Below are 26360 nucleotides of genomic sequence, written 5' to 3' on the forward strand. Positions count from 1 at the left end.
CATCCTTGTTAATGTTGACAGATTCGCAGATTCTCTCTAACATTTGAACTGACTGGTCAGTACAAAAAAGGGGCGATTAACAATGCGAATCCACGTTCAGGGCAAGCGTTTGATCGATTCGGCGGGTAGGGAAGTTTTGCTTCATGGCGTCAATATGGTGTGCAAGGACAAGAGTCGCGCGTATATCGGCGATTGGGGAGACGGGGATTTTGCCAAGCTGAGGCGCTGGGGGATGAACGTCGTCCGGCTGGGTATCATCTGGGACGGCTTGGAGCCTGAGCCGGGATCGTACGCCGAGTCGTACGTGGAAGAGCTGCGACGATTGATCCGCCTGGCCGCCAAGCACGAATTGCGCGTATTTCTCGACATGCATCAGGATCTGTACAGCTCCTCATTCGGCGACGGCGCTCCGGCGTGGGCGACTGTGACGGCTGGGGAGACGTTCGCGGCCTCGGAAAAGTGGAGCGACGGCTATCTGTTCAGCGGTGCCGTGCAGAAAGCGTTCGACCACTTCTGGAACAACGAGGTTGGTCCGGGCTGCATCGGCATTCAGGACCGCTACGTCGCGGCCTGGCGTTATGTGGCGGAGAAGCTGGGGGGAGAGTCGAACGTGATCGGATACGATCTGATGAACGAGCCGTTCCCCGGATCGGACGCGATTGCGGCGACCGAAGCGATGTTCGCCGAGTATGCGCGGATTGTCGAAGAGCGTACGGGAGAGCCCCCGCTTTCCGTTGCCGAGCTGCAAGCCGCCTGGCTCGATCCGAGCGCGAACGAAGCGGCGACACGCTGGCTCGAGGATCCGGCCGTTCTTGGGCGGGTCGCCCAGGCCATGGCGCCGTCCCTGCAGCGATTCGACCGGTCCATGCTGTCGCAGATGTACCGCAAGGCCGCATCGGCCATCCGCGAATCCGACCCGAGCGGCATCCTGTTCCTGGAGGCCGATTATTTCTCGAACATGGGCATGCCGAGCGCGATCGAGCCGGTGACGGATGCCGCCGGCAAGCGGGATGCGAACCAGATTTATGCTCCGCATGCTTACGACATCGTCACGGATACGGACAGCGCATTCGCGGCGAACGACGGGCGGGTGACGTTCATCTTCGACTGTCACGAGGGGACGCGCGATCGGCTCGACATGCCGATGTTGGTCGGAGAGTGGGGGGCGTACTACGGCTCGCAAGATTCGGGGCATGCCGCCGTACATATACAGCGCCTTATGGAGCGGCTGCTGTGCGGGGACACCTACTGGGACTATACGCCGGCCATGGACCGGCATTCGTCGTTCGTCGGGGTGTGCCGCGGCTACCCGGCGGCCGTCGCCGGCCGGCTGCTGCAATATCGCTATGAGCCGCTGTTCGGTTCCTTTCAGATGAGCTGGGACGAGGACGCCCGCATCGGACAGCCGACGCAGATCTACTTGCCGGACATCCGGCATATCCGGCGCGAGTCCGTGTTCTTGTCGCCGCCCGCCGATTCGTTTAAGATACTTAAGATTGAAGGATCCGACGCGGGTCTTCTGGAGATACCGCCGACGGCAGACGGACCGCGCAGTCTTGCGATTATCGGCAGGAACAGGGGCGAACGCGATTGAGCAAACAAAAAGTAGCTGCGGCTGCGATGAAGCTTTTTTCCGAAATGGGCTACCACCGCACCAGCATGGACGATATCGCGCGGGAAGCGGACGTCGCGAAGGGAACGCTCTATTATCATTTCAAAGGAAAAGCGGAGCTGTTCGAGACGTTGGTCGTAGACGGGTTCGCACAGATGACGGATACGATTCAAGAAGCGCTGGAGGATGATACGCCGGTCGGGGAGCAGATGCGGATCATCGTTCGCAAGCAGGTCGAGCTCTTCCTCGAATACAGCCCGCTTGTCCATCTCATCTCCAACGAGCTGTCGAACGGCATCGAAGCGGACGTGCTGGCGCGGATCGAGACGAAGAGGCGGGCATACGTCGATTTTATCGCCTCCGTGCTGAGACAAGGCACCGAGGAGCAATGGCTCGATCCGCTTCCGCATGATCTGGCCGCCGTCGGAATCATCGGACTGCTGGAGAAAATATGTTTGCACTACAGCAACAACAAAGGGCTGTATACGCGCGAGGAACTGGATCGGACGGTGGAGCGATTTATTGTCGGTCCTCTGCTGGCCGGTGGCGCCAATTAAAAAAACGGGATGAAGGAGGCCTGGCCTCCTTCATCCCGTTTTCATGAGCGGGGCTCAACGCATGTGATGCTATTCGTCGAACAGCCTGCGGAGTCCGCTCTTATACGGCGCGGTGACGATGCCCTTCTCCGTGATGATGGCGGATACGAGCTCGCCCGGCGTCACGTCGAACGCGGGGTTGTAAACTTTGACGCCTTCGGGCGCCGTTCGCTTGCCGAAGCCAAGCGTGACCTCGTCGGGATGCCGCTCCTCGATCGGGATGGCGTCGCCGGTCGGCGTGGCGAGGTCGATCGTGGACAGCGGGCAGGCGACATAGAACGGAATGTTGTGCGCCTTGGCGAGCACAGCTACCCCGTACGTGCCGATCTTGTTCGCCACGTCGCCGTTCGCCGCTACCCGGTCCGTGCCGACGATGACGGCCTGTACCCAGCCCTTGGACATGACATGGGCCGCCATGTTGTCGGTGATCAGGGTGACGTCGACGCCGGCCTGCTGCAGCTCGAATGCGGTCAGCCGCGCGCCCTGCAGGACGGGACGGGTCTCGTCCGCATACACTTTGAGCGTCACGCCCTGCTCCAGCGCCAGATAGAACGGCGCGAGCGCCGTGCCGTACTTCGAGGTGGCTAGGCCGCCGGCGTTGCAGTGGGTGAGCACGCCCATGCCGTCCTTGAACAGCGTCAGCGCATGCTCGCCGATCCGGCGATTCGTCTCGATATCCTTGGCTTGAATCTGCTTGGCCTCATCGAGCAGCGCATCGACGGCTTCGCGCGTCGTGATCCCGGTGACGGCCAGCGCCTTGGCGCGCTCCTTCATGCGATCGAGCGCCCAGAACAGGTTCACGGCCGTCGGCCTGGACGTCGCCAGATGCGCGGCGTGGCGGAGCACCTCGTCCGCCAGCGCGGTCGGCGGACCGGGGAAGTGCTGCACGCCGAGCACGACGCCGAAGGCGGCGGCGATGCCGATCGCCGGCGCGCCGCGGACGGCCAGCTCCCGGATCGCGTCCCATACCTCCTGGGCGGTGGTCAGCTTCAGATATACGATATGCTCGGGCAGCTGCCGCTGATCCAGCAGCTCCAGCACGCCTTCGTTCCAGCGGAGCGGCTCCAGTACGCCCTGCAGCGGCGCCGCCGTGTTGTGATTGTCGTTCAATCGATCCAACTCCTCACATTGAAGTAAATTCCCGCTGTCAGCTGCGTCCGCTCGTCGCAGTCTCTGCGATCTTGATGAGATCCTCGATCGACGACGCGTGCCGGCCGGAGACGATCAGATTGCGGGCGATATTCAGCGCGAGACGCTGGGCGCGCTCGCGGGCCGCGCGATCCGGGATCGTCGCGATGTCGGCGACCTGGGCCAGACCGTATACGCGGCGGAGCGCCTTGGCGCCGGCGAAGCCGATCGTATCCTGGAGCAGCCGCAGCATGTAGTCGTCCCGGTAGCCGGGCGAGCCCAGGAGGCGGTCCGTGCCGTGCACCTCCCAGAGCGCGCGGAACTTGCGGTCGAACCGCGTCCACAGCTCGGTGATCGTCTCGAGCAGGTAGGCTCTGCGATCGCGGCGCGAGGCCTCGTCCGCGCTCCAGTGCTCCTGCGAGGCATAGTTCAGCAGCAGGTTCGCGATCGGCGCGCCGATATCGAAGCCCATCGGACCGTAGTAGGCGAACTCGGGGTCGATGACCTTGGTCGACTGCGGCGTGACGAAGATGCTGCCCGTGTGCAGATCGCCGTGCAGCAGCGCCTGCGCCTGAGTCAGGAATTTCTCGCGAAGCTTGGCGGCCTCGAGCAGCAGCTCCTGATCGCGCCATACCGACTCGGCCGCATCGCGCAGATGCGCCTCGATATTGTTGGATTCCGCATCGTAATACGGGAAGCTGAAGATGAAGTCCTCTGTAATCTTGCACAGGTCGGGATTGATGAAGCGGCCGAGCAGCACCTTCTTGTCCTGCTGGTTCATGCCCAGATCGGACGTGAAGAACAGCGTGCGGGACAGGAATTCGGCGAGATGCTCCGCGAAGTCCGGATAGGTGCCGCCCTCGATCAAGCCTCTGCGCATAATGACATGATCGCTCAAGTCTTCCATGACGGTGATCGCCATCTCGGCGTCGGAGCGGTATACGACCGGCACGAGACCCGGAGCCAGCTCGCCCTGCTTGATCAGCGATTCTCCCTCGATCCGGGCCCGGTCCAGGCTGAGCGGCCACGATTCGCCGATGACCTTGGCATAGGGCAGCGCCTGCTTGACGATAAGGCTGCGTCCGGTGGCGGGCTGCGTGATATGGAACACGAGATTCAGGTTGCCGTCTCCGATCTCGCGCGAGACGAGCTGCTCTCCGCTCGGGAATACTTCCGTAAATGTGCGGGCAATCTCGATCGCTTCCGCTTCGCTCAGCGGATGATAGTTACTCATGAACAGGGCACCTCCGGTAATAGACGCGGCTTGTCCGCCGCAGGGCGGACGATCTACATGTCAGTATAGAACAATTCGCGCTGCATGGCGAATGCTGACCGTCTTGATCCGGTTACTATTATAAGGGAAGAATAAGCGCCCGAACAGAAGCTGGATGACCGCCGCTTGGAGCTCGCCTGGCGGTCGTGTTATGTTTAGGTCAAGCTGGATATTAACAGGAGGGATTCTTCATGAACGGCTCCAATCTGATCGTACGACTGGAAATGGACACGGACCGCGCGGTATTCGGCTCGATCGCCACGGCGGTCGGCGCGGCGGGCGGCGATATCGTCGCGATCGACGTCATCCGTCCCGGCCAGAAGAGCATTCGCGACCTGACGATTCGCAGCGACGCGGGCGAGGATGCGATCGCCGCCGCCATCCGCGGCGTCGACGGCGTGCGCATCGTCAACATCTCCGACCAGACGCTGCTGCTGCATCTGGGCGGCAAGCTCGAGGTCGCGCCGCGCATCAAGATCCGCACGCGGGACGACCTGTCGCGCGTATACACGCCCGGCGTCGCCAAGGTGTGCATGGCGATTCACGACGACCCCGCCTCCGCATTCTCGCTGACGATCAAGCGCAACACGGTTGCCGTCGTCAGCGACGGCAGCGCCGTGCTCGGGCTCGGCAATATCGGCCCTGCCGCCGCCATGCCGGTGATGGAGGGCAAGGCGATGCTGTTCAAGGAGCTGGCGGACGTCGATGCGTTCCCGATCTGCCTCGACACGCAGGACGCAGACGCGATCGTCGAGATCGTGCGCAGCATGGCGCCCGGATTCGGCGGCATCAACCTCGAGGACATCTCCTCGCCGCGCTGCTTCGAGATCGAGCGGCGGCTGCAGGAGCTGCTCGATATTCCTGTATTCCACGACGACCAGCACGGCACGGCTGTCGTGCTCATCGCCGCGCTCATGAACGCGCTCAAGATCGTGGGCAAGCGCATGGAATCGCTGCGCGTCGTCGTCTGCGGCATCGGAGCGGCCGGCATGTCGATCGTGCGCATGCTCCATTCCGCCGGCGTGCCGACCGTCATCGCCGTCGACCGGGAAGGCATCCTGACCGGCGATCGCGAATATGCGAACCCGGCCTGGCAATGGTGCGCGCAGCATACGAATCCGGAGGGCCGCCGGGGCGGGCTGACCGAGGCGCTCGCGGGCGCGGACGTCTTCATCGGCGTCTCCGGCCCCGGCGTGCTCCAGGCGGACCAGGTCCGGTCGATGGCAGCCGATCCGATCGTATTCGCGATGGCGAATCCGGAGCCGGAGATCCGTCCCGAGCTGATCCAGGGCATCGCCGCCGTCATCGGGACCGGTCGCAGCGATTATCCGAACCAGATCAACAACGTGCTGTGCTTCCCGGGCATATTCCGCGGAGCGCTCGACTGCCGCGCGTCCCGCATCACGGAGGGCATGAAGCTGGCCGCCGCCAAGGCGATCGCCGCCGTCGTCACGGACGAGCAGCTGAGCAGCGAGTACATCGTGCCCAGCGTGTTCAACAGCGCCGTCGTGGACAACGTGAAGAAGGCTGTCATCGAAGCGGCCTATGCGGACAAGGTCGCCCGACGCGGCCGGCAGCGCGAGGAGGAAGCGATGGAGCGGACGGAGTAGCATCCGCCTTTTTTTTGCCGGAAATCGTGAACCGAACGGCGGAATGCGACCTCTAACGGTACAGAGAGACCGGGAGGCAGGGGAAACGACATGACGGAGCTGGCTTGGGATACCGACGTGCGGCTCGCCGCAGACGGCGATCGGGAGGCGTTCGCCCGACTGGTCAGGGCGATGAGCGGGGAGATGTACCGCATGGCGCGGACGCTTCTGCACAGCGACGCCGACTGCGCGGACGCGATACAAGAGGCGATTTTGCAGGCTTACCGCGGCATGGGCAAGCTGCGCGAGCCTGCCTTTTTCAAGACTTGGTGCATGCGGATACTCATTCGCGAATGCGGGCGGATCAAGCGGCGCGTGCTGCCGGTCGCGCTCCCGCAAGCCTACGAAGGGGAGGCGGGACGCCCGCAGCGGATGCCGGACCTGGATTTGCAGGCTGCGGTAGAGCGGCTTGAGGAGCCGCTGCAGACAACGGTCCGGCTGCACTATTGGGCCGATCTGCCGCTCGAGCGCATCGCGGAGCTGACGGAGGTGCCGGCGGGTACGGTCAAGTCGCGTCTTCACCGGGCCAGGAAGCAGCTCGCCGCCTGGCTTGGCGAAGGCGATGAGGAGGGGGATGTCGGCTATGAACGCTGCTGATATGAACGACATGCTGCGCCTGGCGGGACAGGAGCGTCGAGCCGGCGCAGAGGCGCCGCCGCTCGTCCTGTCGAGGATCGAAGAGACGCTGCAGTCGCTGCCGGACCGACGCGGCATGCAGCGGCTGGCCCGGCGCAGGCGCTTCGGCTATGTGGCGGCTTCCCTTGTCTTGATCGTGCTGGCGCTGACGATGGCGGCGCGCTTGCCGTGGGTGGCGGACGGATTGAACAGGCTGTCCGTCGTCGGGGCCGCGCTGCGCGGCGAGGGCAAGGCGATGAGTGTCACGGATCACGGGATCAAGCTGACGATCGAGCAGGTGAAGTACGACGGACTCATCCTGGCGGTCGACTACCGGATTCGCTCGCAGCATCCGATCGATTGGCAGACGGGCACCTCCTCGCTGGTCATGAGAGCCGACGGGATGGAGATCATCAGCATGCGGGATGCGAATACGTTCTTTCCGATCGGTACAGGTAAATTAACGAAGCCGAATATTTACGAAGGAACGCTTCTCGTACCGATGACGTCCTATCGCCCGCCTGAATTTAAATTGGACATATCGTTTACGAAGCTGACGGGCGCATTCGGGGCCTGGAGCTTCAAGCTGCCGGTCAAGATGGATCGGACCGCAAGCACCTTGGATTCGAATAAACGTGTCTACAACAGCGAGGGATTGCTGGAAATCGGCGACATGACGTTCACTCCCCTTTCTACGCGATTTAAATTCAAATACACCTTCTCATCGGGACAGACGAGCCCGTCGAAGTACTTGGCGATCCTTCAATTAGTGGATGACAAGGACAGGATTCTGCGAATGTTCGCACCGATCAGCACTTCAGGCGGGGAAGCGGCGGAATATCCGGTCTATGCGCAAGCTGTGCCCAAGGACGCGCGGCAGCTAACGATCAAGGTGGCGTATATCGACCCGAATTATTGGAAAAATCATGATCGGGAGATCAGGACCGTCATGACCGAGGCGCCGACGAAGGCGCATCCGCTGAAGCTGCCGCAAGGCGAGGCGGGATATATCGAGATCAGCGACGTCCGGTACTTGGCGGACCGAACCGTCATTCGTTACCGGACGGTCGGCTCCAATCCCGGCGACCAGCTCAACTTCGGCGTACTCGACGAGAAAGGGGTGTACCTGCCGTGGATGCCTCAGATCGAGGAGATGCCCGGTTTGGCGGAGCGCACGCGGACACTCGGCCCGCTGGACCCGGGCGCACCCTTGACGTTTGTGACGCAGCCGACAGTGCCTTTCCTTTATCCCGGACTTGAGACTGTCGTCGACATTCCCCGCTGATCCGCCGCCTTCCTTGGCTTCCGACTCCCGCATGCTATAATAGGGAGAGCAGAATTCGACAGGAGGCGAGTTGCGCATGGTGGAGCAGATAGCGCTGCGCGAGTGGGCGGTGGCGATCAAGGCGCTGGAGGCGGGCAAGCAGATTATGGTGCTGCGCAAGGGCGGCATCGCGGAGGAGACGAAGGAGTTCCGGCTGGAGAGCGATTCGTTTTTTCTGTTCCCGTCCTACGAGCATCAGCGGGAGCATCTGATCAAGCCGGAGGCGAGTCCGAGCGTCGCCGATACGATCGCCGCGTCCGGCGAGACGCCGCACCAAGTGACTGTCAGTTCGTTCGCACGGGTGGCAGAGGATATCGAGGTGACGGACAGCGAGACGCTCGCGAAGCTCGCACCCTATCATCTGTGGACGGAGCATTATGCCGAGGAACGGTTGAAGTGGAAAAAAACGAAGCCGCTGCATGTGCTCCTGTTGCGCGTGTACGTGATGGAGCAGCCGGCGGTCATTCCGGACAGCGAGCGGTACGGCGGCTGCAAATCCTGGATACGGCTGGAGGAGGCGATCTCGACCGCGGGCGCGCGTCCGGCGCTTGACGACGCAGCGTTCGAGGCGCAGGTCCAGGCCGTCCGGGAGGCGCTGTCCGCCTCATAATCAGGCTCGGGTCGGCCCTGTCAAGGCTTGACCCGGTTTGCATTTTTCATGACATTTTCATAAAATGGTGGTTGAGAATCACTGAGAATCACTTTAGAATAGTTATAAATAAGAAATGGATCTTAAGTGGCGACCGCAGGTTGCTTGAGAAGGGGTCATCCCCACTTGGCGTCCGTATATCCTGGAGGGAAAACAATGTCCAATCTGTTCGAAATCAAGGGCTTGAAGTCGGAAATCGAAGGCAAGGAAATTTTGAAGGGCTTCGATCTGACGATCAAAGCCGGCGAAGTGCACGCGATCATGGGCCCGAACGGCACAGGCAAGAGTACGCTTGCCTCCTCGATCATGGGCCATCCTAAATATGAAGTAACCGAAGGCCAGGTGCTGCTGAACGGCGAAGACGTGCTGGAGATGGGCGTCGACGAGCGCGCGCTGGCGGGCTTGTTCCTGGCGATGCAATACCCGAGCGAGATCACGGGCGTGACCAATGCCGACTTCCTGCGCAGCGCGATCAACGCGCGTCGCGGCGAAGGCAACGAGATCTCCCTGATCAAGTTCGTCCGCCAGATGGAAGCGAAGATGAAGGAGCTGGAGATGAACCCCGAGTTCATGCACCGCTACTTGAACGAAGGCTTCTCCGGCGGGGAAAAGAAGCGCAACGAGATCCTGCAGATGATGCTGCTCGAGCCGAAGCTCGTCATTCTCGACGAGATCGATTCGGGCCTCGATATCGATGCGCTGAAGATCGTCGCCGCAGGCGTCAACGCGATGCGTTCCGAAGATCGCAGCTTCCTGATCATCACCCACTATCAGCGCCTGCTGAACTATATCAAGCCTGATCACGTCCACGTCATGATGCAGGGACGCATCGTCAAGTCGGGCGGTCCCGAGCTGGCCGAGCGTCTCGAAGCCGAAGGCTACGAATGGATCAAAGAAGAACTGGGCATCGTCGACGAGACGGTCGGCCAAGCCTAAGAGGATAAGGGAGGTCATACAACGATGAGTACGCCGACCGCCTCTTTTGGCCGCGAAGCCGCTGCGGGCATCGCCCGCAGCAAGAACGAACCCGCCTGGCTCGTCGCCTGGCGCGAGAATGCCGGCGAGCTGGCATCCAAGCTCGAATTGCCCAAGCCGGAGAAGACCCCGATTCAGCGCTGGCCGCTGGACGTATACGGCTCGGACCGTCCGGGCGCCGCAGTCGAATCGACCGCGCAGCTGCCCGAAGCGCTCGCCAAGCTGCTGCCCGCCGAAGCCGGCTCCGCGCTGATCGTGCAGCACAACTCCTCCGTCGTCTACACGCATCTGTCCGATGAGCTGAAGGCCAAGGGCGTCGTGCTGACGAGCCTCGAGGAGGCCGCGCGCAGCCACGAGGAACTGCTGCGTCAGCATCTGATGACGGCGTACACGCCGGATGAGCACAAGCTCGCGGCGCTGCACGCGGCGCTGTGGAACGGCGGCGTCTTCCTGTACGTGCCGCGCGGCATCGAGATCGACGAGCCGATCCAGGCGCTGCTGTTCGCCGACGACGCCGAAGCGACGTTCGCGCCGCATGTGCTCGTCGTCGCCGATGCCAACAGCCGCGTGACGATCGTCGAGAACACGTCGACGGCGCTCGGCGACGGCGGCGCTCCGCTCGTGCTGAACGGAGCCGTCGAAGTGTTCGCCAAGGCCGGCAGCCAGGTCCGCTATGCGGCCGTGCACAGCCTTGAGACGAGCGCGGTCGATATCTCCTACCGCCGCGCCGTGCTGGATCAGGACGCGCGCATCGAATGGATCGTCGGCGAGCTGCAGGACGGCAACATCCTGTCCGACACCAAGACGATCCTGAAGGGCAACGGCTCCACGTCGGACGCCAAGATCATCACCGTCGGCACCGGCAAGCAGCGCATGAGCCTGACGACGGGCGCCGTGCACTTCGGGCTCTCCACGGAGAGCGACATGATCACGCGCGCCGTCATGAAGGAAGAAGGCACCGCCGTCATCAACGGCGTGACCAAGATCGAGAAGGGCGCGACCCGCGCCAACGGCCAGCAGACCGAGAAGGTGCTCATGCTGAGCCCGAAGGCGCGCGGCGACGCGAACCCGATCCTGCTGATCGACGAAGACGACGTCAAAGCCGGCCACGCGGCGAGCGTAGGCCAGGTCAATGCGGAGCAGGTGCACTATCTGATGTCGCGCGGCATCTCCAAGACGGAAGCGGAGCGCCTGATCATCTACGGCTTCCTCGATCCGGTCGTATCCGAGATTCCGCTGGAGAGCGTCCGCGAGCAGCTGCAGCGCACGTTAGAGAGGAAGTTGGGCTAATATGGACGCTCGCGCTTTAAGAAGCGAATTCCCGATTCTGGATCAGGAGATCAACGGGCACCCGCTCGTCTATCTCGACAACGCCGCGACCTCGCAGAAGCCCCGCAGCGTCATCGAAGCGGTGAAGCGGTATTACGAGCACGACAACGCCAACGTTCACCGCGGCGTGCACACGCTCGGCTCGCGCGCGACCGACGCCTACGAGGGTGCCCGGGAAAAGGTCGCACGGTTCCTGAACGCCGCTTCGACGCGCGAGATCATTTTTACGCGGGGCACGACGACCGGCCTCAATATGGTGGCCGGCGGCTATGCCCGGCAGCAGCTGCGCGAGGGCGACGAGATCGTCGTCACGCAGTCCGAGCATCACAGCAACCTGATTCCCTGGCAGCAGGCCGCCAAGGCGACGGGGGCGACGCTGAAGTTTATTCCGCTCCAGGAGGACGGCACGCTGACGCTCGCGGACGTCGAGGCGACGATTACCGAGCGCACCCGGATCGTATCGATCGCCTATGTGTCCAACGTGATGGGCACGGTTCATCCGGTCAAGCAGATCGCCGAGATCGCACACAGGCACGGCGCGGTCATGGTCGTCGACGGCGCGCAGAGCTCGCCGCATATGAAGGTCGACGTGCGGGAGCTCGACGTAGATTTCTATGCGTTCTCCGGCCACAAGATGTGCGGTCCGACCGGCATCGGCGCGCTCTACGGCAAGACGGCGCTGCTCGAGAAGATGGAGCCGGTCGAATTCGGCGGCGAGATGATCGACTTCGTCGATCTGTACGATTCGTCGTGGAAGGAGCTGCCCTGGAAGTTCGAGGGCGGCACGCCGATCATCGCCGGCGCGGTCGGGCTCGGCGCGGCGATCGACTTCCTGGAGTCGATCGGACTCGACGAGATCGACCGCCACGGCAGGGAGCTGTCCAGGTACGCGTACGGCCGCTTGTCGGAGATCGAGGGGATCTCGATCTACGGCCCGCGCGGCAGCCGCTCCGGGCTCGTCACGTTCAACCTGGGCGACGTGCATCCGCATGACGTGGCGACCGTACTCGACACCGAGGGCATCGCCATCCGCGCGGGCCATCACTGCTGTCAGCCGCTCATGCGCTGGCTCAAGGTGAGCGCGACGGCGAGAGCGAGCTTTTACCTGTACAACACCGAAGAAGACGTCGACCGGCTGGTGGACGCGCTGGTCAAGACAAAGGAGTTTTTCCAGTTATGAGCCAGTTGGACGATTTATACCGCCGCGTCATCATGGATCACTACAAAAACCCGCGCAACCGCGGGACGCTGGACGACGAATCCGTCACCGTCAACCTGAACAACCCGACCTGCGGCGACCGCATCTCGCTGCAGCTGCACATCGAGGACGGCGTCGTCAAGAACGCGCGCTTCACCGGCGAGGGCTGCTCGATCAGCATGTCCTCCGCCTCGATGATGACGGACGCGGTCAAGGGCAAGTCGACCGAGGAGGCGCTGGCGCTAGCCGGCAAGTTCTCGTCGCTGATGAAGGGCGAACAGGTCGAGTTCGAGGAGTACGAGGATATCGACGCATTGTCCGGCGTCGGCAAGTTCCCGGCGCGCATCAAGTGCGCCACGCTTGCCTGGAACGCGCTGCGCAAGGGCGTCGAGCATGACGGGCAGGGCAAGGTCGAAGAAAACGTCGAGCAGTAAGCTTGAGTTGCACATACAGCAAGATCACTATGAAGGAGGGACAATCGTCATGGCGAAGCAAATGCCCGAAATGGAAGAGTACCAATACGGTTTCCGCGACGAGCACAAGGCCGTATTCCAATCCGGCAAAGGCCTGACCCCGGAGATCGTCCGCACGATCTCGGAGATGAAGGGCGAGCCGGAGTGGATGCTGAACTTCCGTCTCAAATCGCTGGAGCAGTTCAACAAGATGGCGATGCCGCGTTGGGGCGGCGACATGGACGGACTGGACTTCAACGATATCCAGTACTACGTCAAGCCGTCGGAGAAGCAAGGCAAGACATGGGAAGAAGTGCCGGAGGAGATCAAGGCGACGTTCGACAAGCTGGGCATTCCCGAGGCGGAGCAGAAGTTCCTGGCCGGCGTCTCGGCCCAGTACGAGTCCGAAGTCGTGTATCACTCGATGCAGGCCGATCTCGAAGCCCAAGGCGTCATCTTCACCGACACCGACACGGCGCTGCGCGAGCATCCGGAGATTTTCAAGGAATACTTCTCGACTGTCGTACCTGCTGCGGACAACAAGTTCGCCGCGCTGAACAGCGCCGTATGGTCCGGCGGCAGCTTCATCTACGTGCCGAAGGGCGTCAAGTGCGAGATCCCGCTGCAAGCCTACTTCCGCATCAACTCGGAGAACATGGGCCAGTTCGAGCGCACACTCATCATCGCGGACGAAGGCAGCTTCGTACACTACGTCGAAGGCTGCACGGCGCCCGTCTACAGCACCAACTCGCTGCATAGCGCCGTCGTCGAGATCATCGTCAAGAAAGACGCGCGCGTCCGCTACACGACAATCCAGAACTGGGCGCCGAACATTTACAACCTCGTCACCAAGCGCGCCGTCGCCGAAGAGAACGCGACGATGGAGTGGGTCGACGGCAATATCGGCTCCAAGCTGACGATGAAGTACCCGGCTGTCATCCTCAAGGGCCGCGGCGCGCGCGGCATGGTGCTCTCGATCGCCGTCGCCGGCAAGGGCCAGCACCAGGACGCGGGCGCGAAGATGATCCACTTGGCGCCGGACACGACGTCCACGATCGTCTCCAAGTCGATCTCCAAGCACGGCGGCAAGGTGACGTACCGCGGTCTCGCCTCCTTCGGCCGCAACGCCGAAGGCGCCAAGGCGAACATCAAGTGCGATACGCTTATCCTCGACAACCTGTCGACGAGCGACACGATCCCGTACAACGAGATCTTCAACGACAACGTCACGCTCGAGCACGAAGCGACCGTCTCCAAGGTATCCGAAGACCAGCTCTTCTACCTGATGAGCCGCGGCCTCTCCGAAGCCGAAGCTACCCAGATGATCGTCATGGGCTTCATCGAGCCGTTCACCAAGGAACTGCCGATGGAGTACGCGGTCGAGATGAATCGACTCATCAAGTTTGAAATGGAAGGCAGTATCGGTTAATTTTCCGTGCGGCCGCTCCCTCTGCAGAAGGCGAACTTTTATGTTCGCCTTCTTTTTTATGAGACGTCAGTGATCGGACGAATTGTGGCTGATGGAGCACTCCACCCTGCGTTTTTGCGCGGCAGCAGCCTGCGAATCGCTTCCGCTACAGGGCTGCCCTGCACGTTTGCAGGATCGTCCCCAGTCAGTCATTGTTCAACGTGCGGATCGTCTCCGATCACGACTCCTCGCGGTCGTCCGACAAACGGCGAAGCCGTTAGTTCGAGCCACCTCCGATTTGTGCTAACACCCCCTGTCATATGCCTCGTCCGAAACTTCAGTTCTGGTCATATCCATAGGTGTACGAAAGATCGTTCAATAAGGAGTGCTTGTATGGGTGTGGCGCAGCGCAAGCGGGTGTGCATAAAAAGTTGCCGCAGAAAACCTGGCCCCAGGATTGTTGGCGTGAGCATTATTCAAACGGTTCGGCAATTGCAAAGACAAGTCCAGGCGCAGCTGCAAGCACAGCTCCAATTTCAAGCACAAGTGCAGTCTCAGTTGCAGACACAGATGCAGTCCCAGCTGCAGTTCCAGGCACAGGTTCAGTCGCAGCTTCAAGAGCAGGCCCAAGCTCAGCTTGAGCTGCAAAGCCAGCTGCAATCGCAGATGCAAAACCAGGAACAGGCGCAGCAGCAAATGCAGCTCCAGTTGTTTGCGCAGCTGCAAGCCCATATTTTGGCACAGCACCAAGCCCAACTGCAATTGCAGCGTCAGACGCAGTCGGATAAGACCATTGTAAATGTAAGAACAGGCGGCCGCCCGCCGTATCCGCCACCTGAGGAAGTTGTTCCGGAGACTTAAAATCAACCAAGCGCGAATTATAGAATCAGCGACCCAGGGCATCGGCTCTGGGTTTTCTCTTCATTAAGCGGGAAATGAGGATTGAATTACGAAGGAGAGGAACGCATATGGCGGATGGAGAGATTGTCGTTAGCGGGTATACCAAAACCGATATCAAAAATGCCATCAGCAAGCTCAACTCCGCGTCCGGTATGTCGACATTATACTTCCCGGACGGCATCTATGAGGGGAGCGGCTTCAGCATACCTTCCCATACGAAAGTGGTTTTCTCTAAAAGAGCGGTAATCGTGCCGGATGTATCGAACACTGAAATTTTTATGCTGCGCGGCAACTTCCCTGCCGACTACACATCTTTAACCGCCGATAGCTTCATGGGCGATGTCGCGATAAACGTGGCTTCCACTGAGGGACTGCTGGCCGGAGACTGGATTTATATACGTTCGAATGCGGTGCTTGCGGGAGTCAATACGTTCGGGAATCTGACAGCGGAGATTCGCCGGATAGAGAAGATCGTCGGGAACACGATTACGATTAATCAAAGCTTGCAGTACGATTTTAAAGTGGCCGATCGCAGCGACGTCGGCAAGCTCGGCGCTTTTGTCGAAAATGTAGAAATTCATGGTCTCCGAATCGGCCAATATGGATTTAAGACGAAGTTTTGGCGCGGCATCGCGATGAATTTCTGTATGAATGTGCGCATATTCGATGCTTGCTTCATCGGCAGTCGGGATGTAGGCGGAGCGGACATGGAGGGCGCGGGCGCAGTGGTGATCAGAAACTCCGTAGATGTGGTCGTCGATCGCCTGCGAGCAAACGAGATCGGCTGGTACGGCGTGAGCTTAACCGGCGCATGCCAGCAGATTAAAATTAAGGATAGCCTATTCGAAAAATGCAGACATGCGACAAGTGTGGTTTGGCAGGATACCAATGCCGATTATGGCGAGCCGCATGAGATTTTGATTTCCGACTGTGTTTCCACGAATAGCACTTTATCGGGGTTCGATGCGCATGATACGGGCAGCGGAATTACTTATGTCAATTGCGCAGCTTACGATTCCGGCGACAATGGCTTTCAAATCCGCAATGACGGGCCGACCCGGCTGATAAACTGCGCTGCGTTCAGGTCCCAAAATGACGGCGTTAAAATCTCCAGTCTGTTCGGCGAAGATGAAGATAAGGTAAAACAAATCCGTACGGTTATGATCGATGGCGGGCAATATTCTAATAACCGACGGTATGGAATCAACAGTACGGCGGAAATGTGCCGGATAACGAATGCGGACTTTGAGGATAACGCCAATAGCGCGATCATCGCCGTCGGGACGGTTGTTAGCAACTGTACCTTTAACCGCAACGGAGGCAATAACGGAGCGATTACTTATGGACACTCCTCGGCATTTCCCGTCATGGATTTTACGGTAACAGCAAGTCGGTTTTATTACGACGCACAGCGCCAGCCGTATATAGTCCAAGCGCGGGCCGTTTACGACGAGAGGGAGCGCTTGCGGCATTTGCGGCTGACGCACAATTTGTTTTCCGGCTACGCGGCCGTAGCGCTCGTATATTCAATTACGACCGGCTCGGTGCCGCATCCGGCTATGGACGACAATCATTTTGACACCGACTACGCTTCGCACCGGGGACTGGCCACCCTCAAATCAGGGGTTGCTACGGTGAATTCGAGCTATGTTTATGTATCGAATAATGGTACCTACAGAGCTACGAACCCGAAGATTAAACTGACGGTTACAGCTCCGGGAGGGACTGGCGGGGCGTTGTATATCGATCGAGTCGCCGCCGGTTCGTTTACGATCAGATCGACTTCGAATACGGACGCTTCGACGGTCCTCTGGGAAATATGTTACTGACGCATTCTGACTGCCTCCGGCCAGCATAATTCCAGCGTCCGCTATCCATCTTAATACGAGACATCCATACGGATTCTCGGAGGAGATGGAAGCACGATGCAAAATCGGTTGTTGTTAAAAACGGTTGGGGGCGTCGCGGCTGCGGCGATCATGCTGGGAGGAACGGGATGTGTCAAAAATCCCGGCGACACGGCCAATCTCAGTGAGCGGTATGCGCCTGTCAGAGTCAAGACAAACGAGCAGACGCAGGCGAACAATGAAGCGCAGAGCAGCGTCATCCGCATACGGGGCATTCACAATACCGGCTATGTATCGCTCGGGGATGTGGCGAGTGCGGCCGGCTATACCGGACGCTGGCTGGCGGACGGCAGCTTCGGCATCGGGGACAACGATGCGAGATGGCGGTTCCGCACGGCGGACAGTCTCGCGCTGCGGGACAGCAAGGCGCTGCGCATGCCTGCGCCGGCTGTCAAGGACAGCAATCGGCTGTATGTGCCCGTATCCGCGCTGAGCATGCTGTTCGGCCAAGAGCTCACGATGCGCACGAACGGGAGCAGGAGCATATCGCTGCTGCCCAGAGCCGTTGATCATACGGCGGGCGCGGGCGGAGCCGGACTGAGCTTCGGGGATTCGGCGACGTCTTCTTCGAACAGCGGCGCTGCGGGACGACTGCGGATCGCGGCTGTCGGCGGCGATGCATCGGATATTATTCAGCAGGCCAAAAAATACTTAGGCGTAAAATACGACTTCGGAACCGGCAGCTATGAAGATACAGGTACCTTCGACTGCTCCTCGTTCGTCCGTTTTTTATTTGCCAAAAAAGGAATCGAGCTGCCGCGCACCGCGAGGGATCAGGCCGAGCAGGGACGATCGGTCGGCAGAAACGATCTGCAAGCGGGGGATCTGCTGTTCTTCTATGTGCCGGGGCGCTTCAAGACGGACAAGACGGTCGGCCACGTAGGCATCTATATGGGCGGCGGCAATATGATTCATTCGAGCCCGAAGCCGGAGGATGGCGTACAGATCACCGATATCAACAAGGAATATTGGCAGGAAACGTTCCTCTACGCCAAACGACTGCTCTGATCCGTCTTCGCGGCGCGCATCGTAAAAGCCCCGGCCGACTAAGGCTCGGGGCTTTTATGATGCGCGCCGTCTAAAGCGCAATCTGCTCGATCTCGAGGGTACGCTGGGCCGACAGATCGATAAATTCGTCGTCGATATGAACGAGGGGCCTGAAGGGATCAGTCGGATAAGTCATGATGATCGTGCCCCATCTGCCGTCGGATAACAGGGCGCGCTTGCCGATAAAGTTCGGAATCATCCGGTTGATGAACGTCAGCGTCATCTCCGCGTCCAATTCGTTGAAGCTGAGCCTGTACAATTCCTTCAGCACGCAGAGCAGATCCCGCTTTTTCTGATAAATGCGATCGGAGCTCATGGCGCTGTATATATCGGCGATCGCGACGACGCGGGACATCGGTTCGATCGACGCTTCGCTCAGCTGCTTCGGATAGCCTGTACCGTTCCGTCGTTCGTGATGCTGCAGCGCAGCCGCCGCGATCTTGGAGTCGGGATACGATTCGGACAGTATCTGATAGCTGTACAGCGGATGCTTTTTGACTTCTTCGAATTCTTCGTCGGTCAGGCGGCCTTTCTTTTTCAATATCGATTCGGGCAGATAGCTCTTGCCGATATCGTGCAGGAACCCGGCCATGCCGGCGCGTATCTGGTCTTCGTCGTTCCAGGCGAGCCACTTGGCCATATAAAAACTAAGCATGCCGACCTGAACCGAGTGCTGGTATGTATATTCGTCCTGGGTGTGCAGGTTCAGCATCAGAGACACGACGTCGTTCTCCTCGCGAAAATGCTCCACGAGCGGCTGGAAGCTCTCCTTGGCGTCCTGTTCGCGGATTTTGCCTTCTGCAAGCGCTTGCTTGAACAGCGCCTCGCATCCCGCGACGGCGTCCTCGAACTTGAACTGCAGCTCGGGATGGAGCAGGTCCGCGCCGGTCTCGGCAGCCTCGAACGAGGAAGGAATACGGCGCTCGATATCCACGTAGTCGATCCGGTGCTGATACAAGCGGGATAATTCCTGATCGTTCAATATGGCGCCGCTGGACAATACGTGCAGACCGTATTCGTTGAAAATGTCACGGGAGATTTGATCGCCTGCCTGCAAATCGGAAATGTGAACTCGCATCGCGCACCCCGCCATATGATGATCAGCGGCGTCGCCAATGACAACCGCTTACAACCATATGTTACCAAGTATAAAGAAAGCATGCAATGTGTTTTTTGTCGAAATGTGCGATTGTTGCAGCCGGCCGTTTATTCTCCGAGCAGCTCCGCATAGACGCGCCGCGCCCGCATCGGATCGTCGGTGCCGGACACCAATGCCCGTCCGTCCGGGAACAGCGTGAATGCGAGCCCGTCGTCACGGCGCAGACGCAGCAAATAGGCGTGCAGCTCGACGCTGCCCAAGGAAGACCAGCGCGCCGCCAGCCGGTCCAGCTCGAGCGCCGGTCCGCCGGCAGCGGGAGACACCTGCACCGCCATGCGCCCGCAGAGCGAGGCGGTCAGCGGCTCGGCGCCTTCGCCGTCCAGCAGCTCGAAGCGGCGCTGGCCGCATACCGGACAATCCGGCCTGCGCGCGCCCGCGATCCGCAGCTGCTGCCAACCCACATGCCACAGATCGGTCTGCAGCATAGAGCCGTGGAGCGCCTCCTCATAGCCCCCGAGCAGCTTGATCGCCTCCATCGCCTGGACCGAGGCGATCAGATCGACGATCGGCGCCAGCACGCCGGCCGTCTCGCAGGTGTCCAGCGAGCCGCTGCCCGGCGGCTGCGGGAACAGGCAGCGCAGGCAGGGACCGTCGCTGCCGGGACGGATCGTCATCGTCATGCCCGAAGCGCCGACTGCGGCGCCGTAGATCCAGGGCTTCGCATGCTTGACGCTCCATTCGTTCAACAGGTAGCGGATGCCGAAGCTGTCGGTCCCGTCCAGCGCCAGATCCGCGCTGGCGAGCAGCGTCTCGATGTTGCCGGCGTTCAGATCCACGACGCAGGGCTCACAGGCGACGCCGCTGTTGATCGTCGCGAGCCGGCGGGCGGCGGCGAGCGCCTTGGGCATCCCTCCGGCGGCATCCGACTCGTCGTACAGAAGCTGCCGCTGGAGGTTGGTGAGCTCGACGATATCCCTGTCGATCAGGATGAGGCGTCCCACCCCCGCGCGGGCCAGATGGTTGGCGGAGACGCAGCCGAGCGCGCCGACCCCGACGATGGCGACGGTCGCGTCGGCCAAGCGCTGTTGGCCCGCGGGGCCGAACGCCGCGAACCGGGTCTGGCGCGCGTAGCGGCCGATATCCACGGTGCGCTCCTCGCCGCCGGAGGCGGTCATGACGGCTCCTCCGGCAGCCCGGCCAGCGGGTCCCACGGTCCGGTCTGATGGCCCTTCCACTCGGACCCGTCCTCGTACAGCTCGCGCTTCCAGATCGGCACGGTCTGCTTGAGCCGCTCGATCGCATACCGGCTCGCCTCGTAGCCGCCCGCGCGGTGCGGCGATGAGATGGCGATGAGCACGCTCGTCTCGCCGACGTCGACCCGGCCGATGCGGTGATGGATCGCGCACAGCGTGCCGGGCCAACGGCTCTCGATCTCGTCGCCGATCCGGGCCAGCGCGGCGAGCGCCATCGGCTCGTACGCCTCGTAATCCAGCGTCAGCGTGCGCTGGCCCGCCGTCATCTCGCGCGTCGTGCCGACGAACAGCAGCGCGGCGCCGTGGTCGGGATGGCCGACGAGGGCGAGCACGTCCTGCGGGACGAGCGGCTGCGCCGTCACCGCGTAGCGGGCGATGGCCGGAGCGGCGTCCTCCGCCTCGGCCTCCCCTTCGCCCGAGCCGCCCGATACGGGGGGCAGCAGCGCGAGCTCGTCCTCGCGGCACAGCTCGGCATCGTCGGGTGCGAAGGCTTGATTTTGCGCGAAGAACGACACCGCGATCAGGTCGGCCTGGCCGGGATAGGCGGCAGCCAGTCTGCGCTTGAGCTCGCCGGCGACGAGTCTGTCCTCCGCATAATCTGCCTCCAGCTCGCGCGTCCCGAGCCGTTCGGCGAGGCCGGCGAACAAATATATTTTCCATCGATAGGTTGGAGTCGAAGTCATGAATATGCACCGCTTTCCATACGATTCGCCAAGGGGCATTCAGTCCAAGCATACCATAACGACCTTGAAAATGTTATGCTATAGCCATGTGCTTGACGGATCACGGAAGCCGCAAAGCCGCGCAAAGGAGGCGACGCAAATTGACGGAATTGACAGACCGCTACAATCGCAAGCATACGTACCTGCGCATCTCCGTCACCGACCGCTGCAACCTGCGCTGTCTTTACTGCATGCCCGAGGAAGGCATGCAATTCATGGCGCAAGACCGGCTGCTTACGTACGATCAGATCGTCGAGGTTGCGACGGCGGCAGCCGGATTCGGCATCTCGAAGCTGAGGATTACGGGAGGCGAGCCGCTCGTCAGACCGGGCATCGCGGGACTCATCGACCGGCTCAAGGCGATTCGCGGCATCGAGGAGATCTCGCTGACGACCAACGGCCTCCTGCTAGGCGCCCAGGCGGCCGAGCTCAAGCATGCCGGGCTCGACAGGGTGAATATCAGCCTGGATACGCTCGACGGCGCCCGCTTCAAGTTCATCGCCCGCAGAGGCCGGCTCGACAAGGTGCTCGAAGGCATCGAGGCGGCGGCAGCGGCGGGACTGACGCCGATCAAGCTCAATTGCGTACTGTTGAAAGGTATAAACGAGGATGAGATCGGGCGGTTCCTGCGTCTGACGGAGGAACGTCCGGTTCACGTCCGCTTCATCGAATATATGCCGATCGGCCATGACGATGCGGGGTGGCGGGAGCGCTATCTGCCGCTGGCCCGCGTCCTGGAGGAGGCCGAGCGTCTCGGGATTGCGTATGCGCCGCTGCCCGACGGCCCTGCGGGCAACGGTCCGTCCGAGAACTACCGGATCGCGGGCGCGCCGGGTTCCTTCGGATTGATCCATCCGGTCAGCAATCACTTCTGCGCGAGCTGCAACAGGCTCCGCCTGACGGCGGAGGGCGACCTGAAGCCCTGCCTGTACTGGGTCGACGAGCTGAGCGTCCGCCCGGCGCTGGGCTCGCCCGAGGCGATGCGCGAGCTGTTCGCGAAGGCGATGCGCATCAAGCCGGAGAATCACGAGATGGCGGCATTGCTCGCGGGCACGTCGCAGTCGCATGTGCCGACCGAGCGGCGGATGTCGCAAATCGGAGGGTAAGGAGGGCGGTCATCCGTGCCAAGCGGCAAGCTGGTCTTGCTTCATACGAACGATATCCACAGCCACTTCGAGGAAGCCGCCAGAGCGGCGGATTATATAAAGGAAGTACGTCGAACCGTGCCGGCGGAGCAACTGCTCCTCGTGGACTGCGGCGATCATCTGGACCGCGTCCGCTTGGAGACCGAGGGTACGGACGCAGCGGTCAACAGATCGCTGATCGAGGCGCTGGGCTACGATGCCGTGACGCTGGGCAACAATGAAGGGCTGACCTATACGCTGGAGCAGCTGGACCGGCTGTTCGCGGGCGCGCCCTTTCCCGTCGTCTGCGCCAACATGGCGCTGGCCGCCACCGGCCGGCCTCCCGGCTGGATGAGGCGGACGCTGACGCTGCGCCGGGGCGGGCTGAACGTCGGTTTGTTCGGATTGACGGCTCCGTATACGGATTACTACGATCTGCTGGGCTGGCAGGCGTCCGACCCGTTCGAGGCGGCGGCGGACTGCGTCGCCGAGCTGCGGGCGCATGCGGATGTCGTGATCGCACTCTCGCACCTGGGCATCAGGCAGGACGAACGACTGGCCGCGACCGTACCCGGCATCGACGTGATTCTGGGCGCGCACACGCATCATCTCCTCGAGACGCCGCTCGACGTCGCGGGCACGGCCATATGCGCGGCAGGCAAGTTCGGCCGGTATGTCGGCGTCGTGGAGATCGGGCGGGGCGAAGGAGACGGCAGGCTGTCCGTCGGCGGACATACGGTGCCGACCGAGGGGCGGGCCGAGGATGCGGAGACGGCGGCGATCGTGTCAGCGGCGCGGCAGTCGGCCCGGCAGTCGATGGGAGCGGTCGTCGCGACGCTTGCCGCGCCGCTGGGCGGCGATGCGGCGAGCGAGAGCCCGCTCGGCACGCTGCTGGCGGGTGCGCTGCGCCGCGTGACAGGCGCCGAGATCGGACTCACCAACGCCGGCCAGCTGCTGGACGGCCTCGCGGCAGGCAGTGTGACCCGCGAGCGGATTCATGCCATCTGTCCGTCGCCGATCAATCCTTGCCTGACGGTGCTGACCGGCGCTCAGCTGAGGCAAGCCTTCGAGGAGAGTCTGCTGCCCGAGTTCGTCAATCTCGAGTTCCATGGCTTCGGCTTCAGGGGCAAGACGCTCGGCCGGCTGTGTACGGACGGCGCGGAGGTCGTGTTCGATCCGTCGGCGCAGCCCTATGCCCGCATCCGCAGCGTGACGGTGAACGGCGAGGCGCTTGACGACCGCCGCGAGTACAGGGTCGGAACGCTCGATATGTTTACCTTCGGCGTCGGCTACGTGGACCTCAAGCAAGGCCGCGTGCTGCGTTATCATTTGCCCGAATTCATACGGGATTTGCTGGCAGACGCGCTCGGCGACGAGCGCGCCGTAGCGGATTGCATCCGCCCCAGATGGACCGGCGGCGCGACTGCGGCGGCGCTGTAGCAATACCAGATCGGCCGCCGAGCCGTCTGCCAAGATCCGCTAATACAGCCATGATGGCGAATTAGCGGATCTTTTTGCGTTTGTTAGGTAGAAGTGTGGCATACACTGTCGAATTTAGGAGGGAATATCTTGTCAGCGCGCATTAAATCTCTTACATTATCATAAGAAGGTTCCGATGATATAGGCAGGGAACAACTGCATACATCCGCGGGACGAGGAGGGAATTGAAGAACTATGCGCTTGATGCCAGTGACAGCTTGCCTCCCCGGGATGAGGCTGGGAAAGAGGATATTCTCCGAAGATGGCATCGTGCTGTTGGCAGAAGGAGTCGAGCTGACGCAAGGCCTGCTGAATCGTCTGAGCAGCATGGGAATTCACTACGTGTATATTCAGGATGCCAAGACGGAGGGCATCGAGATCCCGGAGCTGATCAGCGAGGAGACGCAGCGGCGCGCATTGCTTACTGTAAAAAGCGTTTTTCGCGACATGGCGGACAGTTCGAGGCGCGGCCCATATCCGTATGTAGGGAAAGCTGTGCGGGAAACGATGCAGACGATATTGGACGATCTGTACAGCAACCGCGACGCGATGATCATGCTTATGAATATGCAGAGCGTGGATCATTATCTGTACCTGCACTCGCTCAACGTCTGCGTCTATACCTCGCTGCTCGGCATCGCGCGCGGCTACAGCCGCGACGAGCTGATGACGCTCGGGCTCGGCTCGCTGCTGCACGATGTCGGCAAGTCCCGGATCCCGCTCGACGTGCTGCTTAAGCCGGGCGCGCTGTCCAAGCAAGAGTTCGAGGAGATGAAGCGGCATACGGACCAGGGCTTCCAGCTGCTCAAGGACGAGCCCAATCTGCCGCTCGTCGTCGCCCACTGCGCATTTCAGCACCACGAACGTCTCGACGGATCGGGCTATCCCCGGGGCATTCGCGGCCAGGAGATACACGAATACGCCAAGTGGATCGGCATCGTCGATTCGTACGACGCGATGACCAGCCATCGGGTATACCGCAACGCCATGCTCCCTCATCAAGCCGTCGAGCTGCTGTATGCGGGCAGCGATACGCTCTACGACACGGATATGCTGAGTCTGTTCCGCGACAAGGTCGCGATCTATCCCGTCGGCATGACGGTCAAGCTGTCGAGCGGCCAGAGCGGCGTGATCGTAGACGTGAATACGGCGACGCTGCATCGTCCGATCATCCGCATCCTGACCAACGAAGGCGGCGAGGAGCTTGCTTCGCCGTACGACATGGACTTGTCCAAGCATCTGTCGGTCATGATCTCGCGGGTACTGACCCACGACTCCGCGGCAGGCGTCGCCACATAACGAACGGCCAGAGCCCTTGGAGCGGAGCGCGCTTCGAGGGCTCTGGTTTGCTTTAGCCGCCGGATAACCATTACAATAACAATACATTACGACAAGACAGGGAGTATGACCGATGATTGGCTCTACAGACGCCGCTTCGGGCGCGCCCTTCGCGCCGCCCGCCGGCTTGACGCCGCTGTCGCCCGCGTACGATCCTTGGGATCCGATCCGGTCGCTGCAGGCCTACGGCAAGCACACGCTCACGAGCGTTGAATTTACGGTCACCCATCTGTGCAACATGCGCTGCGAGCACTGCGCGGTCGGAGACAGCCTGACGATGACCGAGGCCCCGATGCTGCCGCTCGACCTGATGCTCCGACGGCTCGACGAGGTCGAGCATCTGGAGACGATCAGCCTCACCGGCGGCGAACCGACCTACAGCATGGACACCGTGAAGCAGGTGCTGATCCCGCTGCTGAAGTACGCGCGCTCCCGCGGCATCCGCACGCAGCTGAATTCCAATGTGACGCTCGACTACGGACGCTACGAGCTGATCGCGCCCCACCTGGACGTCATGCATATTTCCTTCAATTATACGGAGGCCGACGACTTCCATCGGGTCGGGTTCGCGCGCACCGGGCGCGAGATCGGCAGGAGCACGACCGGCCGCATGTACGAGCGGATGATGGACAACGCCCGGCGGCTCGCCGCGGGCGGACTGTTCGTCTCGGCGGAGTCGATGATCAACTATCGTACCTATACGAAGATGAAGGAAATCCATCGCCTGATCGAACAGATGGGCTGCGTCAGGCACGAGGTTCATCCGATGTACCCGAGCTCCTTTGCCTCCGGCCTGCCTGTCATCACGAAGCTGCAAATGCTCGAAGCCGTCGAAGCGCTGCTTGACGTCCGCAGGCGCGACATGTGGATGCTGTTCGGCACGCTGCCCTTCTATGCGTGCAGCGACGATGACCGTGAGCGGGGGCTGCTGCGCAGGCTGGCCGCGGAGCCGAACGTCACCGTGCGCAACGATCCGGACGGCCGCAACCGCGTCAACGTCAACCTGTTCAGCGGCGACGTGTACGTGACGGACTTCGCGTCCGTGCCGCCGTTCGGCAACGTCAAGACGGAGCTGCTGGACGATGTGTTCGCCCGCTGGCAGGAGCATCCGATGCAGCGGAGCTTGAATTGCCACTGCCCCGCGGCCGGCTGCTGCGGTCCGAATCTGCTGGTGACCGACATGTATTACAGGGACGTCGACTTCACGAGCCGCAGCGCCGCGATCTGACGCGCTCGGCCGCAGTCATCTTTGCACAATCCGCAGCGCCTGCCACTTGGATCCG

At 61.4% G+C, this 26360-nt stretch carries 23 protein-coding genes; 18 read left to right on the forward strand and 5 right to left on the reverse strand.

Annotated features, from left to right (window positions below):
• Positions 1 to 82 precede the first annotated feature (82 nt).
• Both VQ071_RS10725 and VQ071_RS10730 read left to right on the forward strand, forming a co-directional pair.
• Positions 83 to 1594: a cellulase family glycosylhydrolase gene (locus VQ071_RS10725; RefSeq protein WP_340513998.1), complete on the forward strand. Its 1512-nt coding sequence runs from the start codon at positions 83 to 85 to the stop codon at positions 1592 to 1594.
• Positions 1591 to 2169, forward strand: a complete 579-nt coding sequence (locus VQ071_RS10730; RefSeq protein WP_340513999.1) for a TetR/AcrR family transcriptional regulator — start codon at positions 1591 to 1593, stop codon at positions 2167 to 2169. The genes VQ071_RS10725 and VQ071_RS10730 overlap by 4 nt, the downstream gene beginning before the upstream one ends.
• A gap of 69 nt (positions 2170 to 2238) precedes the next feature.
• Here the strand turns inward: VQ071_RS10730 and mtnA are convergent, their stop codons facing one another.
• Together mtnA and mtnK are read right to left on the reverse strand one after the other, a co-directional pair.
• Positions 2239 to 3318: an S-methyl-5-thioribose-1-phosphate isomerase gene (gene mtnA, locus VQ071_RS10735; protein WP_445293282.1), complete on the reverse strand. Its 1080-nt coding sequence runs from the start codon at positions 3316 to 3318 to the stop codon at positions 2239 to 2241.
• A gap of 37 nt (positions 3319 to 3355) precedes the next feature.
• Entirely contained in the window at positions 3356 to 4570 is a 1215-nt protein-coding gene (mtnK, locus tag VQ071_RS10740; protein ID WP_340514000.1) for an S-methyl-5-thioribose kinase, read from the reverse strand.
• Positions 4571 to 4800: 230 nt separating this feature from the next.
• Between mtnK and VQ071_RS10745 the strand changes: the two genes are divergently transcribed.
• From VQ071_RS10745 to VQ071_RS10800, 12 genes are all read left to right on the forward strand, one after another.
• Entirely contained in the window at positions 4801 to 6219 is a 1419-nt protein-coding gene (locus VQ071_RS10745) for an NAD-dependent malic enzyme (protein WP_340514001.1), read from the forward strand.
• 90 nt (positions 6220 to 6309) lie between these two features.
• The gene (locus tag VQ071_RS10750; protein WP_340514002.1) at positions 6310 to 6855 is read left to right on the forward strand and encodes a sigma-70 family RNA polymerase sigma factor; all 546 of its coding nucleotides are present in this window, start codon (positions 6310 to 6312) and stop codon (positions 6853 to 6855) included.
• On the forward strand, positions 6842 to 8158 hold the full coding sequence (locus tag VQ071_RS10755; RefSeq protein ID WP_340514003.1) for a DUF4179 domain-containing protein: 1317 nt from the start codon (positions 6842 to 6844) through the stop codon (positions 8156 to 8158). Before VQ071_RS10750 ends, VQ071_RS10755 begins: the two co-directional genes overlap by 14 nt.
• Before the next feature lie 76 nt (positions 8159 to 8234).
• The gene (locus VQ071_RS10760) at positions 8235 to 8807 is read left to right on the forward strand and encodes a DUF1802 family protein (RefSeq protein WP_340514004.1); all 573 of its coding nucleotides are present in this window, start codon (positions 8235 to 8237) and stop codon (positions 8805 to 8807) included.
• A gap of 195 nt (positions 8808 to 9002) precedes the next feature.
• Positions 9003 to 9782: a Fe-S cluster assembly ATPase SufC gene (sufC, locus tag VQ071_RS10765; RefSeq protein ID WP_340514005.1), complete on the forward strand. Its 780-nt coding sequence runs from the start codon at positions 9003 to 9005 to the stop codon at positions 9780 to 9782.
• A gap of 24 nt (positions 9783 to 9806) precedes the next feature.
• Positions 9807 to 11111, forward strand: coding sequence for a Fe-S cluster assembly protein SufD (sufD, locus tag VQ071_RS10770; protein ID WP_340514006.1), 1305 nt, complete (start codon positions 9807 to 9809; stop codon positions 11109 to 11111).
• Position 11112: 1 nt separating this feature from the next.
• Positions 11113 to 12330: a cysteine desulfurase gene (locus VQ071_RS10775; protein WP_340514007.1), complete on the forward strand. Its 1218-nt coding sequence runs from the start codon at positions 11113 to 11115 to the stop codon at positions 12328 to 12330.
• Positions 12327 to 12782 carry a Fe-S cluster assembly sulfur transfer protein SufU gene (gene sufU / locus VQ071_RS10780; protein ID WP_340514008.1) on the forward strand — a complete coding sequence of 152 codons (456 nt, stop codon included), beginning with the start codon at positions 12327 to 12329 and terminating at the stop codon, positions 12780 to 12782. Before VQ071_RS10775 ends, sufU begins: the two co-directional genes overlap by 4 nt.
• A 49-nt stretch (positions 12783 to 12831) precedes the next feature.
• On the forward strand, positions 12832 to 14229 hold the full coding sequence (gene sufB, locus VQ071_RS10785; RefSeq protein WP_340514009.1) for a Fe-S cluster assembly protein SufB: 1398 nt from the start codon (positions 12832 to 12834) through the stop codon (positions 14227 to 14229).
• 372 nt (positions 14230 to 14601) lie between these two features.
• Positions 14602 to 15069: a hypothetical protein gene (locus VQ071_RS10790; protein ID WP_340514010.1), complete on the forward strand. Its 468-nt coding sequence runs from the start codon at positions 14602 to 14604 to the stop codon at positions 15067 to 15069.
• A gap of 107 nt (positions 15070 to 15176) precedes the next feature.
• Positions 15177 to 16937, forward strand: a complete 1761-nt coding sequence (locus tag VQ071_RS10795; protein WP_340514011.1) for a right-handed parallel beta-helix repeat-containing protein — start codon at positions 15177 to 15179, stop codon at positions 16935 to 16937.
• A gap of 96 nt (positions 16938 to 17033) precedes the next feature.
• Entirely contained in the window at positions 17034 to 18023 is a 990-nt protein-coding gene (locus VQ071_RS10800; RefSeq protein WP_340514012.1) for a C40 family peptidase, read from the forward strand.
• A gap of 70 nt (positions 18024 to 18093) precedes the next feature.
• Here VQ071_RS10800 and VQ071_RS10805 read toward each other — a convergent pair whose 3' ends face one another.
• The 3 genes from VQ071_RS10805 to VQ071_RS10815 all read right to left on the reverse strand — a co-directional run bounded on the left by VQ071_RS10805 (position 18094) and on the right by VQ071_RS10815 (position 21097).
• Positions 18094 to 19140, reverse strand: coding sequence for an HD-GYP domain-containing protein (locus tag VQ071_RS10805; RefSeq protein WP_340514013.1), 1047 nt, complete (start codon positions 19138 to 19140; stop codon positions 18094 to 18096).
• 128 nt (positions 19141 to 19268) lie between these two features.
• On the reverse strand, positions 19269 to 20336 hold the full coding sequence (locus VQ071_RS10810; protein WP_340514014.1) for a ThiF family adenylyltransferase: 1068 nt from the start codon (positions 20334 to 20336) through the stop codon (positions 19269 to 19271).
• The gene (locus tag VQ071_RS10815; RefSeq protein WP_340514015.1) at positions 20333 to 21097 is read right to left on the reverse strand and encodes a molybdenum cofactor biosynthesis protein; all 765 of its coding nucleotides are present in this window, start codon (positions 21095 to 21097) and stop codon (positions 20333 to 20335) included. Before VQ071_RS10815 ends, VQ071_RS10810 begins: the two co-directional genes overlap by 4 nt.
• A gap of 140 nt (positions 21098 to 21237) precedes the next feature.
• Here VQ071_RS10815 and moaA point away from each other — a divergent pair, with 140 nt between their 5' ends.
• The 4 genes from moaA (at position 21238) to yfkAB (ending at position 26305) form a co-directional block, all read left to right on the forward strand.
• The gene (gene moaA / locus VQ071_RS10820) at positions 21238 to 22242 is read left to right on the forward strand and encodes a GTP 3',8-cyclase MoaA (RefSeq protein WP_340514016.1); all 1005 of its coding nucleotides are present in this window, start codon (positions 21238 to 21240) and stop codon (positions 22240 to 22242) included.
• Between the two features lie 15 nt (positions 22243 to 22257).
• On the forward strand, positions 22258 to 23700 hold the full coding sequence (locus tag VQ071_RS10825) for a bifunctional metallophosphatase/5'-nucleotidase (RefSeq protein WP_340514017.1): 1443 nt from the start codon (positions 22258 to 22260) through the stop codon (positions 23698 to 23700).
• A gap of 309 nt (positions 23701 to 24009) precedes the next feature.
• Positions 24010 to 25038, forward strand: coding sequence for an HD-GYP domain-containing protein (locus VQ071_RS10830; RefSeq protein WP_340514018.1), 1029 nt, complete (start codon positions 24010 to 24012; stop codon positions 25036 to 25038).
• Positions 25039 to 25150: 112 nt separating this feature from the next.
• A complete protein-coding gene (gene yfkAB / locus VQ071_RS10835) occupies positions 25151 to 26305 on the forward strand; it encodes a radical SAM/CxCxxxxC motif protein YfkAB (protein ID WP_340514019.1) in 1155 nt (384 codons plus the stop codon).
• The last annotated feature ends 55 nt before the right edge of the window (positions 26306 to 26360 follow it).

Origin of the sequence: Cohnella sp. 56 (assembly GCF_037963805.1) — a bacterium.
In the GTDB taxonomy this organism is placed as follows: domain Bacteria; phylum Bacillota; class Bacilli; order Paenibacillales; family Paenibacillaceae; genus Cohnella.